The organism is Hymenobacter sp. J193 (assembly GCF_024700075.1).
In the GTDB taxonomy this organism is placed as follows: domain Bacteria; phylum Bacteroidota; class Bacteroidia; order Cytophagales; family Hymenobacteraceae; genus Hymenobacter.
In genome coordinates this window covers 2333017-2346795 of sequence record NZ_JAJONE010000001.1, presented here as the reverse complement: position 1 = coordinate 2346795, position 13779 = coordinate 2333017, and the positions used below count along the sequence as shown (strand labels likewise).

Annotated in this window: 14 protein-coding genes; 11 read left to right on the top strand and 3 right to left on the bottom strand. The window is 59.8% G+C overall.

All coding sequences use genetic code 11. The features are described 5' to 3' along the window. Positions 1 to 102 precede the first annotated feature (102 nt). The 6 genes from fumC to LRS06_RS10170 all read left to right on the top strand — a co-directional run bounded on the left by fumC (position 103) and on the right by LRS06_RS10170 (position 4482). Positions 103 to 1509, top strand: a complete 1407-nt coding sequence (gene fumC / locus LRS06_RS10195) for a class II fumarate hydratase (protein WP_257871390.1) — start codon at positions 103 to 105, stop codon at positions 1507 to 1509. 105 nt (positions 1510 to 1614) lie between these two features. Continuing rightward, positions 1615 to 2211: a GNAT family N-acetyltransferase gene (locus LRS06_RS10190; protein WP_257871389.1), complete on the top strand. Its 597-nt coding sequence runs from the start codon at positions 1615 to 1617 to the stop codon at positions 2209 to 2211. Further along, positions 2204 to 2602, top strand: a complete 399-nt coding sequence (locus LRS06_RS10185; RefSeq protein ID WP_257871388.1) for a diacylglycerol kinase family protein — start codon at positions 2204 to 2206, stop codon at positions 2600 to 2602. The genes LRS06_RS10190 and LRS06_RS10185 overlap by 8 nt, the downstream gene beginning before the upstream one ends. An 88-nt stretch (positions 2603 to 2690) precedes the next feature. Next, the gene (locus tag LRS06_RS10180; RefSeq protein WP_257871387.1) at positions 2691 to 3161 is read left to right on the top strand and encodes a hypothetical protein; all 471 of its coding nucleotides are present in this window, start codon (positions 2691 to 2693) and stop codon (positions 3159 to 3161) included. A 103-nt stretch (positions 3162 to 3264) separates the two neighbouring features. Next, positions 3265 to 3768, top strand: coding sequence for a DinB family protein (locus LRS06_RS10175; RefSeq protein ID WP_257871386.1), 504 nt, complete (start codon positions 3265 to 3267; stop codon positions 3766 to 3768). Positions 3769 to 3873: 105 nt separating this feature from the next. Then, the gene (locus LRS06_RS10170; protein WP_257871385.1) at positions 3874 to 4482 is read left to right on the top strand and encodes a thioredoxin family protein; all 609 of its coding nucleotides are present in this window, start codon (positions 3874 to 3876) and stop codon (positions 4480 to 4482) included. Between the two features lie 77 nt (positions 4483 to 4559). Here LRS06_RS10170 and LRS06_RS10165 read toward each other — a convergent pair whose 3' ends face one another. Continuing rightward, on the bottom strand, positions 4560 to 5354 hold the full coding sequence (locus LRS06_RS10165) for a DUF4382 domain-containing protein (protein ID WP_257871384.1): 795 nt from the start codon (positions 5352 to 5354) through the stop codon (positions 4560 to 4562). 112 nt (positions 5355 to 5466) lie between these two features. Beyond that, entirely contained in the window at positions 5467 to 8514 is a 3048-nt protein-coding gene (locus tag LRS06_RS10160) for an AsmA-like C-terminal region-containing protein (protein ID WP_257871383.1), read from the bottom strand. Between the two features lie 171 nt (positions 8515 to 8685). Here LRS06_RS10160 and LRS06_RS10155 point away from each other — a divergent pair, with 171 nt between their 5' ends. Both LRS06_RS10155 and LRS06_RS10150 read left to right on the top strand, forming a co-directional pair. Next, entirely contained in the window at positions 8686 to 9714 is a 1029-nt protein-coding gene (locus LRS06_RS10155; RefSeq protein WP_257871382.1) for a PorP/SprF family type IX secretion system membrane protein, read from the top strand. 205 nt (positions 9715 to 9919) lie between these two features. Continuing rightward, entirely contained in the window at positions 9920 to 11050 is a 1131-nt protein-coding gene (locus tag LRS06_RS10150; protein WP_374679423.1) for an SUMF1/EgtB/PvdO family nonheme iron enzyme, read from the top strand. A 161-nt stretch (positions 11051 to 11211) separates the two neighbouring features. Here the strand turns inward: LRS06_RS10150 and LRS06_RS10145 are convergent, their stop codons facing one another. After that, the gene (locus LRS06_RS10145; protein ID WP_257871381.1) at positions 11212 to 11919 is read right to left on the bottom strand and encodes a ComF family protein; all 708 of its coding nucleotides are present in this window, start codon (positions 11917 to 11919) and stop codon (positions 11212 to 11214) included. 175 nt (positions 11920 to 12094) lie between these two features. Between LRS06_RS10145 and LRS06_RS10140 the strand changes: the two genes are divergently transcribed. The 3 genes from LRS06_RS10140 (at position 12095) to LRS06_RS10130 (ending at position 13718) form a co-directional block, all read left to right on the top strand. Beyond that, positions 12095 to 12475: a carboxymuconolactone decarboxylase family protein gene (locus LRS06_RS10140; protein ID WP_149070276.1), complete on the top strand. Its 381-nt coding sequence runs from the start codon at positions 12095 to 12097 to the stop codon at positions 12473 to 12475. A 3-nt stretch (positions 12476 to 12478) separates the two neighbouring features. Beyond that, entirely contained in the window at positions 12479 to 12844 is a 366-nt protein-coding gene (locus LRS06_RS10135; RefSeq protein WP_196955574.1) for a hypothetical protein, read from the top strand. A 97-nt stretch (positions 12845 to 12941) separates the two neighbouring features. Then, positions 12942 to 13718: an exodeoxyribonuclease III gene (locus LRS06_RS10130; protein ID WP_257871380.1), complete on the top strand. Its 777-nt coding sequence runs from the start codon at positions 12942 to 12944 to the stop codon at positions 13716 to 13718. Positions 13719 to 13779: the final 61 nt, after the last annotated feature.

Below are 13779 nucleotides of genomic sequence, written 5' to 3'. Positions count from 1 at the left end.
GATTTCGGTAGCTGGCGTAGCGGGGTTGCGTACTTTTGCCCGGCAGCCCCGGCCGGGGCGCGTTTAGCCGTTACTTCCTCTTCTCATCCCTCGTTCAGAAGCATGACGCAGTTCCGCACCGAGAAAGACACCATGGGCACCGTGCAGGTGCCGGCCGACGCCTACTACGGCGCCCAGACCCAGCGCAGCATCGACAACTTCCAGATTGCCCAGGACATCAACCGGATGCCCAAGGAAATCATCCGCGCCTTTGCTTACCTCAAGAAAGCCGCTGCCCTCACCAACCGCGACGCCGGCGTGCTGCCCGCCGACAAGGCCGAGCTGATTGGCCGCGTGTGCGACGAAATCCTGGAAGGCAAGCTCGACAAGGAATTCCCGCTGGTGGTGTGGCAAACCGGCTCGGGCACGCAAAGCAACATGAACGTGAACGAGGTGGTAGCCTACCGTGGCCACGTGCTGCAGGGCGGCCTCCTCTCCGACGAGAAAAAAGCACTGGCCCCCAACGACGACGTGAACAAGAGCCAGAGCTCCAACGACACGTTCCCGACGGCCATGCACATTGCGGCCTACAAGATTCTGGTGGAAACCACCATCCCCGGCATCGAGAAGCTGCGCGACACGCTGAAAAGCAAGTCGGAGCAGTTCATGCACATCGTTAAAATCGGGCGCACGCACCTGATGGATGCTACCCCACTGACGGTAGGTCAGGAGTTCAGCGGCTACGTGTCGCAGCTCGACCACGGTTTGCGCGCCATCAAAAACACGCTGGCTCACCTTTCGGAGCTGGCCCTGGGCGGAACGGCCGTAGGCACCGGCATCAATACGCCTCCCGGCTACTCTGAGAACGTAGCCAGGCACATTGCCGAGTTGACGGGCCTGCCCTTCATCACGGCTGAAAACAAGTTTGAAGCCCTGGCCGCCCACGACGCCATTGTGGAAGCCCACGGCGCCCTGAAAACCGTGGCCGCTTCGCTGATGAAAATCGGCAACGACATTCGCCTGCTGGCGTCGGGCCCGCGCGCCGGCATCGGGGAGCTGCACATTCCTGACAATGAGCCCGGCTCCAGTATCATGCCCGGCAAGGTGAACCCGACCCAGTGCGAGGCCATGACGATGGTAGCGGCCCAGGTAATGGGCAACGACGTAGCCATCAATATCGGCGGCATGAACGGCCACTTTGAGCTAAACGTGTTCAAGCCCGTCATGATCTACAACTTCCTGCACTCGGCCCGTCTGATCGGCGACGTGTGCGTGTCGTTCAACGACAAGTGTGCTGTGGGCATCGAGCCACTGGAAGCCAACATCAAAAAGCACGTGGATAGCAGCCTGATGCTGGTGACGGCCCTAAACCCGCACATTGGCTACTACAAAGCTGCCGAAATTGCCCAGACGGCCCACAAAAACGGCTCTACCCTGAAGGAAACCGCCCTGCAACTGGGCTACCTCACCGAGGAGCAGTTCAATGAGTGGCTCAAGCCCGAGGACATGGTAGGCGAAATCAAGAAGTAGCCCGGCCTATAAGATTGCCTTACAACGCCGCTGCTCCTGGGCGGAACAGCGGCGTTTCGGTTTTTGGGGCATCTTTACGCGGCGTACTTCATTTGCCCTATCTGCATGGATTTCACCCGCGACATTCTGCTCGAAAACGACCGGGCTTTGCTGCGTCCGCTCGTGGCCGCCGACGTTGACTTGCTGCAGGAACCCGCCGCCGACCCAGAACTGTGGCGCTATACCCTTACCCGCGCCGACAGCCGACCAGAGCTGGATGCCTACGTGGCGGCCGCGCTGCAAGGCCTGGCGCAGGCGCGGCGCTACCCGTTCGTCATCATCGACAAGCAGACGGGCCGAGTGGCGGGCAGCACCAGCTACTACAACGTGGTAGCGGAGGAGCAGCGCCTGAGCATCGGCTACACTTGGATTGGCACTGATTTTCAGCGCACGGGCCTGAACCGGGCTGCCAAGCATCTGCTGCTGCGGCATGCCTTCGAGGAGCTGGGCTGCGAGCGGGTGGAGTTGGAAACCGACGCGCGCAACCACAAGTCGCAGAACGCTATGGGGCAAATGGGCGCCACCGAGGAAGGTACCTTGCGCAGCCACCGCCCCACGCAGGGCGGCATCCGGCGCGACACCATCATCTTCAGCATCATTCGGGCGGAGTGGGCGGCGCTGCGGCAAAGCATCTTCGGCGCTTTCGACACCAACCGTGGCTGAACCTCAACCCCGCCGTTTTCCGGCGCTGCTGCGGCAGCGGGCCGCCAGCTTTGGCTATGCCTTTCGGGGCGTGGCAGCGGCTTTGCGCACCGAGGTGCACCTGCGGCTGCATGCAGCGGCTACGCTGGTGGTATTGGGGCTGGGTTGGTATTTCGGCATTACGCCCGGGGAGTGGGCCGCCGTGGCCCTGAGCGTGGGCGCCGTGTGGTGTGCCGAGCTGATGAACACGGCCATTGAAGCGGTGGTGAACCTCGTTTCGCCCGAGTACCACCCGCTGGCCGGCCGGGCCAAGGACGTAGCCGCCGGGGCGGTGCTGGTGATGGCGCTGGCCGCGCTGACGGTGGGTTTGCTGGTGTTCGGGCCGCGGGTGTGGGCGTTGCTTGGCTGGTAGCCCGGCCAACCCCGCCTCCGGTTTGGCGTAAGCCGGGGAGTTACCGGCTCTTCACTACTTTCGCGGCCCTGCTTTGCCCTTTTGCCCTATGCGCCTGATTTTTTCCCTTGCCCCGCTGGCTGCCCTGCTCCTGGCCGGCGCCTGTGCCCGTCGGCCCGAAGTAAGTACGCCCGCCAACGACACCCCCCGGGAAGTGAAGTCGGAGGCTACCTCGTCGCCTTCCACGGTAAATCCTACCACCAGCCGGCCAGCTTCTTCCAACGTTGCGGTGTTTGATACCACTGCCCGGCCGGCCTGGCTGCAGAAGCGCATTGCAGAGCTGGGTGCCACTGAAAAGCCCCAGAACCCCAAGGCACGCATCATGAGCTACCGCCTCGACGGGCAGCTGGTGTACTACTTCAACGCGCCCTGCTGCGACCAGTACTCCACGCTCTACAGCGCCAAGGGAACAGTGCTTTGCCGCCCGGATGGAGGCTTCACCGGTCGGGGCGACGGCAAATGCCCCGATTTTGAGAAAAAGCGTACCGATGAGCGCCTCGTGTGGGAAGACCCCCGGTAGCGTTTGAAAATGTAGATGAAGCCATTTGGTGGCTGGGCCGGTTAAGCGGCTGTAGCACCTTCGCGCCGTCGTTTACTTGTCTTGCCCTGTTTAGTTTTTACCCATGAGTAACACCAACGAAAAGCTGGGGGCCTACAACGTGTGGGCCAACGAAACCCTGCTCCGCCACCTCGACGGCCTGGTTGCCGCCGGCGCTACCCTTCCGGCCAGCAGCCTGCGCCTGTTCAGCCACGTGCTCAATGCCCAGGCCATCTGGCTGGGCCGCCTCACGGCCACGCCCAGCCCCGTAAAAGTGTGGCAGGAGCACGATCTGGTGGGCCTGCACCACTGGCACGAGCAAACCTCGGCCCGTTTCCACGACTACGTGACGGCCGCCGATGAAACGGAGTTGAGCCGCCTGATTACGTACACCAACTCAGCCGGGGAGGGCTACACCAGCCAGGTAGCGGATATTTTCACCCACGTACCCGTACACGCCAACTACCACCGGGCCCAGGTAGCCCGCGACCTGCGCCTGCACGGACTGGAGCCCATCAATACCGACTTTATTACTTACTGCCGGGAGCTGTCGGCCAAAGCGGCGGCGGCCGACGTGCCCAGCCTGTAGGCGCTGGCACCTTGAAGCCCTTCCCGGCGCAAACATCTGCCGCCGGGAAGGGTTTTTCATGCTCAGCCCCTTATCCTTTCTGTCTTATTTCTTCTCTGCTGCCCTATGGCACTTCCAGTTCTTTCGGCCGAGCGTCTGCACACTGCCTACTCCTACGCGGCCTATCGCCAGCTTATCAATGAACTGCTCACGCAAGGACTCACCACCGGCCCGCAGCAGTCGGAGGCCCTCACGCACTACGCCCGACTGAACGTGCAGCGCATGGAGCGGATAGATAAGACCGTGCAGGTGCTGCCCGAGCTGCTGGTAGCCGTGCAGGAGTTGCCGCGACCCTACGTATGGCTGGTACTCACCGAGGGCTGGTGCGGCGACGCAGCGCAGATTGTCCCGACGCTGGAAGCCGTAGCCCAGGCCAGCCAGGGCCAGCTTACCGCCCGCTACCTGCTGCGCGACGAAAACCTCGACCTCATGGACCGCTACCTCACTAATGGCGGCCGGGCTATTCCCAAGCTCATCATGCTTGATGCCGTTACCCTGGAGGAAGTAGCCCAGTGGGGGCCAAGGCCCGTTCCCACACAGGCACTGTTTCTGGATTTGAAAGCCCAGGGCCTCTCGCACGAGGCTTATGCCGAGCAGGTGCATGCCTGGTATGCCAAAGACAAAACCCGCACCACCCAGGCGGAGCTGCTGGCGCTGGTACAAAAGCTGGGCTGAGCTTACTTTCTTAAAAAGAAGAAGGCCTCCCGTATTAGCGAGAGGCCTTTTTGATTGGCGAGGATAAGAGCTTATGATTACTGCGTAAGAGTGATGACACCTACACTGGTAACATCATCAGCCACTACTGAAACATTCTCTTTTTGAGTGTCCTTGTACGGAGCCGCGGCTTTAAACTCTAAACGGTATGTGCCAGCTTTAGCACCAAAAACCTGGAAACCGCCATTGGCATCGGTGTAAGTGTTGATGGTGTCTCCGTTGGCCACATCGGTACGAATGGCCATTACCTGGGGCTTGGCTGCCAGCGGCGTTACCGTGCCCTTGATGGAACCGGCTAAGGCAAACGGTACGGCCCGGATGACGGGCTTGAGGTTATACTCACCGTTGCCGCGGGCTACCACCGATTTGGCTACGTCAAAGTCCAGCACAAACGAGTAGGTTATCCCGGCTTTCAACTCCTCGTTCACGTTGATTTTCAGGCCGGAAGTCTGGCCGCTGGGCACTTTGAGGTCAACGGTAGTTCCATCTTTCAGCGTCAGCGTATTGTTCGGGCCCAGTACCAACCGAATCTGCTCGATATGACCTGCCGGAAACTTCTGCCCGGCAATGAAGGCGTAGTTGCCATTTACCAACGACAGCAGGTTGTATTTGCCGACCTCGGCATCCAGGTCCTGCCAGCCTTCCTCACCAGCAGCGTCAGTAGCGTTTACCTGTACTTTCTGCAAATCGATGTTTACGGCTTTGTAGTCGCCGGGGGCATCAATGAGCAGCACCTGAATGGCCGCCGAGTCATTGTCGGTTTCGTTGTCATCATTACAGCCTGCAAAGGCCAGGCTGGCCAGTGCTAAGGGCAGAACGCGAAGAAATTTCATATTAAAAAGGAAAGGAAACTAGTTAAAGAAAGGGGAAGAAGCCTGGTAGCAACTACCGTACCGGGCAGACAACAACGCGGCTTGGATGATTCCTGGTGTGCAGGATTCTGTCCTACTTCCTGGTGGTATCGGCGGGGGTGGGCTCGGTCGGCTTGGGCTTTTTGCCGAACAGGATGCCGTTAAGCTTGTCCTTGGCCTTGTCCTGGATTTTGGTCTGGGTTTCCTGCCGCTTCTTTTCCAGCTCCAGGCGGGCCTTATCAGTTAGCTCCTGCTGCTTGCGCAGGGCTTCCTTCTGCAGGCTGTCCTGGGCCACTTTAGCCTTGGACGCCAGCTTGAGCTTGGCGTCGTCTACCTTGCTTTGCACTACGCTCGTCACCAAGCTTTTCGCCAGGTCCTTGGCCTGGGTTTTGGCGCCGGCAGTGGTCAGCTTCACGTCGGGGTTTGAGAGGCTGCCGCCGATTTTCAGGCCCATGGTCACGCGCTCCGTGCCTTTGATGTCCTGCACGCCGGTGAGTTGGGTGAGCTTGGCATTGAGGGCGTTGCCGACTTTGCCGGTAGGCACGTCCAGCGCCATTACGTATTCCAGGCCGCCGTTCATGTTGCTGGAGCCCCCCACGGTAGTTTTGATCTGGCCCACGTTGAAGTCGAAGGGCTTCACGATGAAGTTGCCGTTCAGCATTTCGGCCGCCACGTCCTTGTTTTCCACCACGAACTTTTTCAGCTCATTCAGCTGGGTGAGGTTGCCGACTTTGTTGAGCACACCGGAGTTGCCCACGGCGGCCCGCACCACCTCAAACACGCCTTTGCCGGTGAGCGAGCTGTACACGGGCAGCATGTCCTGGCCCATTTCCCCGCTCACGTTGAAGTTGGTGGAGAAGATACCCTCCACCTGCGAGGCCAGGGGCACAAACTTCTTCACCGACTCAAATGCCCGGAAAGCATTCTGGAAGTTCAGGTTCTTAATGTTCAGTCCGAAGTTGAACTTGGGGTGCTGCAGGTCCTTGCTGCTGTAGGAGCCGTTGGTGGCAAAAGCCCCGCCCAGGGTGTTGAAGGTAAGGCCATCCATGCGGGCGGCCTCGTCGCGCACTACCACGGTGCCTTTCACGTCCTGGAGCTTGAGGTTGTCATACTGTACCTCGCCCACGTTGGAGTTCAAAGTCAGGTCGAAGAACTTGGGAATCTGTAGCACGCCCTGGGCTTCGGCGGGCGCGGCGGTTTTGGCCGTGGCAGTGGGCTTGGCCGTCACCTCGTCCACCATCCACTCGTTCACGTTGAAGCGCTTGGAGTTCACCGTGAGGTTGCCACGCAACGGCTGGCCGGGCGTAAACAGGTAGCCCATGTAGTTGCTGATGGTGCCCGAGGCCGCAATATCCGATGAGCCCACGAAGCCCTGCATGTCCTTCAGCACAATGTTGGCGTTGTTGAACGTAGCCGTAGCCTGGGTGACTTTCACGCCCTGGGGCAGGTCCGTGCTCTTGTAGGTCACGTTCTTGGCCTGCACCGTGCCCGAGGCCACAATGTTCTGGTAGCGGCCGGCTTCCACGTCGGCCATGTTGCCCTTGGCGGCTACGTTACCGTTCAGGCGGCCCGTCACGGTCATGCCTTCCAGGGGGAAGATCCTGGTGATTTTGGTCAGGTCGATAATGCCTTTCACGTCGGCGTCGAACACCGGCTTATCAAGGTTTTGGGCAGCCACGCGGCCTTCCAGCGGCTCCCCGTCCAGCAGCATCTTAAACTGCGGAATGTTGATGCGCGTGTCGTTTACCTGCCCGGTGGTGTTGGTCACGGTGCCGTTCATGGTCAGGTTTTCGATGGGGGCCGGGAACTGCTTGCTTTTCACGTAGCCGTTGGTGAGGCGCAGGGCGGCCTGGGTTACGGGCATCTGGGTTTTGGAGTAGGTGCCCTTGGCGGTGGCATCCACGGCCAGCAACCCGCGCAATATCAAATCCTGCACGGGGTATACCTTCATCATCTCGGCTAGGTCCACGTTGGCTTTCACGCGGCCATCCACCTTCATCGGCTCCAGCCCGTCAATCAGCACGTTGCCGTCAATGGGGTTTTTGCCAAGGTCCAGGTGAAACTGCTTTACGTTCACCTTCACGTTGTTGGTGAAGCCCGAGGGGTTATCCACCTGCATGTCTACGTTGATGTTGCGGGCTTGCTGGGGCAGCTGCGGGTACTTGAAGGTGCCGTTCTTCACCTGCAGGTTCACGCCGTAGCCGGGCATCTTCACCTCGTTCTGCACGCCCTTGAAGTAGCCGTCGAAGGCCACTTTGCCGGTGGCATTCAGGTCCTTGAACTGCTCGTTGTAGGCGCCCGGCACCAGACTCAGGATGTTCTTAAAGTCGGTTTCGAGGGCCTTGAAGGTGAGGTCGTAGGTGATATCGGTGTCGTTGGGCAGACCGATGGTGCCCTGGAAAGTGGCCGGAAAGTCGTTCAGCTGCACCTTGTTGTCTTTGAAGGTGAACAGCATCTTACCCAGGTCCATGGCCAGGGTCACGTCGCCGGTCAGCTTTTTGTTGGTCACGTACTCGGTACCGTCGTACTGCATGGAGAAGCTCTGGGCCGTGGTCTGGCTGACCATGTCGAACACGTTCTGCTCGAAGTCGCCGGAGCCGGTGTGGTCGATGCCGCGCAGCTGCATGGCAAACGGAATGGTCAGGTCCTCGTAGCGCAGCTTGCCCCCGTTGATTTCCCAGCCCTTAATGGCTACTCTCACCTGGCTGGTATCCTGTCCCTTGGCGGCTGCGGCTGAGTCGGAAAGAAAAATGTCCCAGTTGGCGCGGCCGCTTTTCAGCACCCGCAGGCTCAGGTCGGGCTGGTCGAGCTGGATGGTTTTGATCTTGATTTCGTCGCCCCGCACCACGCTCATCAGATCAAGGCCTGCCCGAAAGGAAGGCAGAAAGGCCAGCGTATCGCGCGAAAACGAATCCTGCCCAATGATACGCAGCCCGTCGATGGCCAGGGACAGATCGGGAAAGGAGCGGAGCAAGCTCAAACTCACATTGTCGGGATTATATTCCACCTTCGCGGCCACGCGCTGGGCCAGCTGCTTGTCGAGGGCCTGCTTTATTTTGTCTTTGAACAGAACCGGGGCCAGGGCCACCGCGGCCACCAGCACGACCAGAAAAATCAGAACTCCCAGAAGAAACTTCCGCATAACCGTAGAGAAGTAAAAGAAAACCGAAACGAACCAGACGCCCGCCGTGGTACGTAAGCTGGGCGGCTGACTTCGGTAAAGATGCCGGGATTTTCCCCATTTTCGAACCTTCGGCCGCCGGCCCACACACCAAACCCGCCCGTAATGCCGTTAGAGGGGCCCATGATGCCGATGCCAACCACTGCCCGCCTGCGCCTGTTTCTGGCTACGATGAGCTTATGGGTGGGAGGCGTTGCATCGGCCGGGGCGCAGGACCTGTATTTTTCGCAGCCCTACGCCACCCGCCTGCACCTAAACCCGGCTTTTACGGGCCTGCAGCACGACTACGGGGTTACGCTGGCTTACCGCGACCAGTTCCCTACGCTGGCGGGCTCGTTCCAAAGCTCCCACCTCGGCGCCGACTACCGCTTTCCCGGCCAGCGCGGGGCGGTAGGCGTGCTGCTCAACCTCGACCAGCTCGGCGCCATCGGCTACACCCGGCTGGAAGCCGCGGCTCTTTACGCCTACCATGGCCGCCTTACCGCCGATGTTTACCTGAGTGGCGGGGCTCAGGTGACTTACGGCAACCAGCGCATCAGCTACGGCAACCTCGTGTTTGGCGACCAGCTTTCCGACGAAGGCCTGAACACCGGCCCCACCGCCGAGGCTGTGCCCTTCGACCCGGTGCATTACCTGAGCATCGGCCTTGGTGGTTTGCTGTATACCCGGCAAGCCTGGCTGGGGCTAAGCTCCTACCACCTAAACCGCCCCGACCTGGGTGTGCAGGCGGCGGGGCCGTTGCCTACGCGCTTTACATTTACCGCCGGGGTAAAGCACTTTTTTTCAGAAACAACCGTTAAACAGCACTACCGCGAAGCCAGCCTCTCGCCCACGCTTGCCTACACCCGCCAGGGCGGCAGCCAGCGTGCCGAAGCCGGGCTTTACGGAACCGTTTCGCCGCTTACCGTGGGGTTGCTGTACCGGGGCATTCCGCTGCCTGGGGCACCGCAGCCTGCTGCGGTGCTCACGGCTATTGTGGGAGTACAGATGTCCGGGTTTCGCGTAGGTTACAGCTACGATATGGAGCTCGGGCACCGGAACCTGGGCGCGGGCGGCGCCCACGAAATTGTACTGACTCTGGAACAGGTGGATGTGCTGGCAGCGGCCCGCCGCCGAATTAGCCGGAAAAATTACCGGTCAGTTCCTTGCCCGTACTTTTGAGTTTTTGTATTATTGCACTCAAATTGCCTTCACTAACTCTTTTCTTCTCAGGTAATTTCGTCTAACGTATGAACCTCGCTAAATACCTCTGCTACGCTGCCTTGGGGTCCCTGGCGCTGGGAGCCTGCAAAAAGGTCCTCCTACCAGCACCAAGCCCGGCAAGTACAGCTCCACTACGGGGCTGGAATATAACACTGAGCAGGGCATGAAGGTCGCTGATTATCAAGGCATTCCTGAAGGCCCCGGTCTCGTTTTCATCGAAGGCGGCCGCACAGTGCTGGGCTCAGCCGAGGAAGATGTGGCCATGACGCGCGACAACGTGGAGCGCACGGTTACCATCGCCTCGTTCTATATGGACGAAGCCGAGGTGGCCAACATCCACTGGCTGGAGTATTTGCATTTTGTCCGCAAAGACTCGGCGGAGGAGTTCTATCAGTCGGCCTTGCCCGATACTACGGTGTGGGCGCGTGAGCTGTCGTTCAACGACCCGTATGTGGACTACTACCTGCGCTACCCCGGTTTCCGCTACTTCCCCGTGGTGGGTGTGAGCTGGCTGCAGGCCAACGACTATTGCACCTGGCGTACTGCCAAGGTGAATGAGAAGCTGGCTGGCGAAGGTGATATTGAAGATGGCGGCGGCAAAAAGAAAGGCGGCGGCCTCTTCGGCAAGAAGAAAAGTGCCGACGCTACGGCTGATGCTGCAGCAGGTGGTGCTGAAGGTACTGGTAAGTCGAAAATTGCCATCGAAAACGGCAACACGCTGCCCAACTACCGCCTGCCCACTGAGGCTGAGTGGGAGTACGCTGCTCAGGCCCTTATCGGCACCCAGGAAACCGGCAACGAAAACCAGGAAAACAAGCGTATCTATCCGTGGGATGGTCGCCAGGTGCGTAACCCCTACGGCAAGAAGATGGGCCAGTTTTTGGCTAACTTCAAGCGTGGCCGCGGTGACTACGCCGGTATTGCCGGCAGCCTCAACGACGGCGCCATGATTACCGAGTACGTATACGCCTACCCACCAAACGACTACGGCCTGTACAATATGTCGGGTAACGTAAACGAGTGGGTGCAGGACATCTACCGTCCGCTGTCCTTCCAGGATGAGGAAGATCTGAACCCCTTCCGTCGTAACGGCTTCCTCGACAAAGCTGAAGGCTACGACAAGAAAGGCTACCAGTCGCTGATCGATGACCACGTACGCGTGTTCAAAGGCGGTTCCTGGAAAGACGTAGCTTACTGGTTGTCGCCCGGCACGCGCCGCTTCATGGCCGAAGACTCGGCTACGGCCGCCATCGGATTCCGCTGCGCCATGATCAACGCCGGCTCGAACAAGTAAACCACGGATTCGCGCGGATTTTTCGGATTTCGCGGACGATTAAAGCTAAACAAGAAGGCCTCGTGAAAACGAGGCCTTCTTGTTTTTGTATGTGGTTTTGGTTGAGGACTGCCCCAGCTACAAAATCCGTGGAATCCGATAAATCCGCGCGAATCCGTGGTTTACCGGTCGGCACAGGCAATGGTGGCTATGCTGACGGCGCGGGCCCCGGCAGCCAACAGTACCAGCGCACACGCTTCGAGGGTAGCTCCGGTAGTCAGCACATCGTCTACCACCAGCACATGCTTGCCGGCCACTTCTGCCGGGTTGGCCACCGCGAATACTTCGGCTACGTTTTCCCAGCGCTGCACGCGGTTTTTGCGGGTTTGAGAAACGGTGTGCTCTATGCGCCGCAATGCCTCCGCCTGCCAGGGAAGCTGCAGAGTGTCGGCCAGGCCCTGGGCAAATGAATCGGTCTGGTTGTAACCGCGTTTGGCCAGCTTGCGCGGGTGTAGCGGCACCGGCGCAATCAGGTTCACGTCGTGGGTGAGCAGGCCATGCCGGGCCAGCTCGGCGCCGTACCAGCAACCCAGCACCCGGCCTATTTCGGGCTGGTTACGGTATTTGAGTTGGTGCAGTAGGTGCTGTACGCGGCCCCGGCGCAGAAAGCGCAGATAGCTCAAGGCATGCTGCACCGGCACTTTGCCCCAGAAACGCCGGGCCAAAGGGTTTTCTGCCTCGGGCAACAAGTGGTAATCAGTGAAGGGTAGCTGGGCGCGGCAGCTGGTGCAGATATGGTCTTCGCCCCGGGCCAGCAAATCGGAGCAGCCCAGGCACAGCTGCGGAAAAAGCAACGACACAAAATCGGCGACGAGCGAAGGCAGCGGCATAGCGGGTAGTGGATAGGGTAGTAGCTGGAAGATAGAGAATAAGCCGCCGAAAAGAAACTCCGGCGCGCTTTAGTCCCGCCTAAAACCACCTGTTGGCCAAAACTTCTGCCTAATTTTAGGTTTCTACTATTGCGGGCCACCGGGCCTATTTTCCTTTCGCTTTTTCTTTTTCGATATGTCCCTCGTTTCTGAGTTCAATGACTACCGCCAGCGCATGAATGAAAAAATCATGGCGGCGGACAACAAGGTTATCAAGCGTTTCTTCAACCTCGACACCAACACCTACCAGGAAGGTGCCCTCGACGTCCGCACCAAGGAAATGCTGGGCCTGGCCTGCTCCATGGTGTTGCGCTGCGACGACTGCATCAAGTACCACCTCGGCAAGTGCCACGAGGAAGGCATAAACGACACGGAGATTTACGAAGTATTTGCCATTGCCAACCTCATAGGCGGCAGCATCGTGATTCCGCACTTCCGGCGCGCCGTGGAGTACTGGGAAGCCCTCAAGGAAGAATCGGCCACGCCGGCGCCGCCCCACGCCGAGCACACTGCGTAGGTTATGCTGAACCCCGAGGAAACCGAAGCCCAGTTTGAGCAGCGCTGGTGGGAGTTGATGAACGACCTGCGCGAGCGGTTCGGCAAAAAGCCCGATCTGAATGCGCTGCTGCTGCTTATTGGCGTGCAGGAGCTGGGCCAGGGCGGCGGCCCCTTCACCAAGGAGCAGAAGCAGGACCTGATGCACATTGCCACCTGCCGCCTGTTCAGTCTTTCGGGCTACTACGAGCTGGAAAGCGTGGACGAAGACGGCTGGCCCCACTTCCGCCTGCTCAAGCCCGTGCCCTTTTCCACTCTCAAGGAGCAGGAGCGCATGCTCAAATGGCACATGCTGGAGTATTTCCAGGAAATGGACCGGCTGAATGGGTAAAGGGCTGGCTGGTTGTCTTGTTGGATAGGTGGCTCATCCATTCAACAAGACAACCAGCCACCTATTCAACAAGACAACCATTTAACAACCCCTCCAGTTGAAAATCATCAGCTATAACGTCAACGGGCTGCGGTCGGCGCTGAGCAAGGGCCTGCTGGACTGGCTCCGGGCCGAGGCGCCGGATGTGCTGTGCCTGCAGGAAATAAAGGCCGGCCGCGAGCCGCTGGACATGGGCGGACTGGAGGCGCTGGGCTACCACGTATACCAGCACCCGGCCCAGAAACCCGGCTACAGCGGCGTAGCCACCCTCACGCGCCAGCGGCCCCGCCACGTGGAAACAGGTTGCGGCACCGAATGCTACGACCTGGAAGGCCGCGTGCTGCGCCTGGATTTCGACGACTTTTCGGTGCTGAACGTGTACATGCCCTCCGGCACAAGCAGCCCCGAGCGGCAGGCCTTCAAAGTTGAGTGGCTGCACTTCTTCCGGCGGTACGTGCAGGCGCTGCAAGCCGCCGGCACCCCGCCGCTTGTCATTGGCGGTGACTTCAACTGCTGCCAGCGGGAGCTGGACCTGCACAATCCCAAAGCCAACCAAAATTCCCCCGGCTTCACCCCCGAAGAGCGGCAGTGGTTCCGGGAGTTTTTGGCCGATGGCTTCACCGACTCCTTTCGCCACATTCACGGCGACGCCCCCGGGCACTACTCCTGGTGGACATACCGGGCCGGCGCCCGGGCACGCAACGTGGGCTGGCGCCTCGACCACCTCCTGGTAGACAACACGTTGCAACCACGCGTGGCCGGAGCGGGTCTTTTAGCCGATGTGGTGCATTCGGACCATTGCCCGGCTTACGTTCAGCTGGCCCCGGCCAGTTAAGCACGGCGGTATGCGCCAGGGAATCTTTGCGGCCCATGTGCGGGTTCTGACGTAAGTTTAA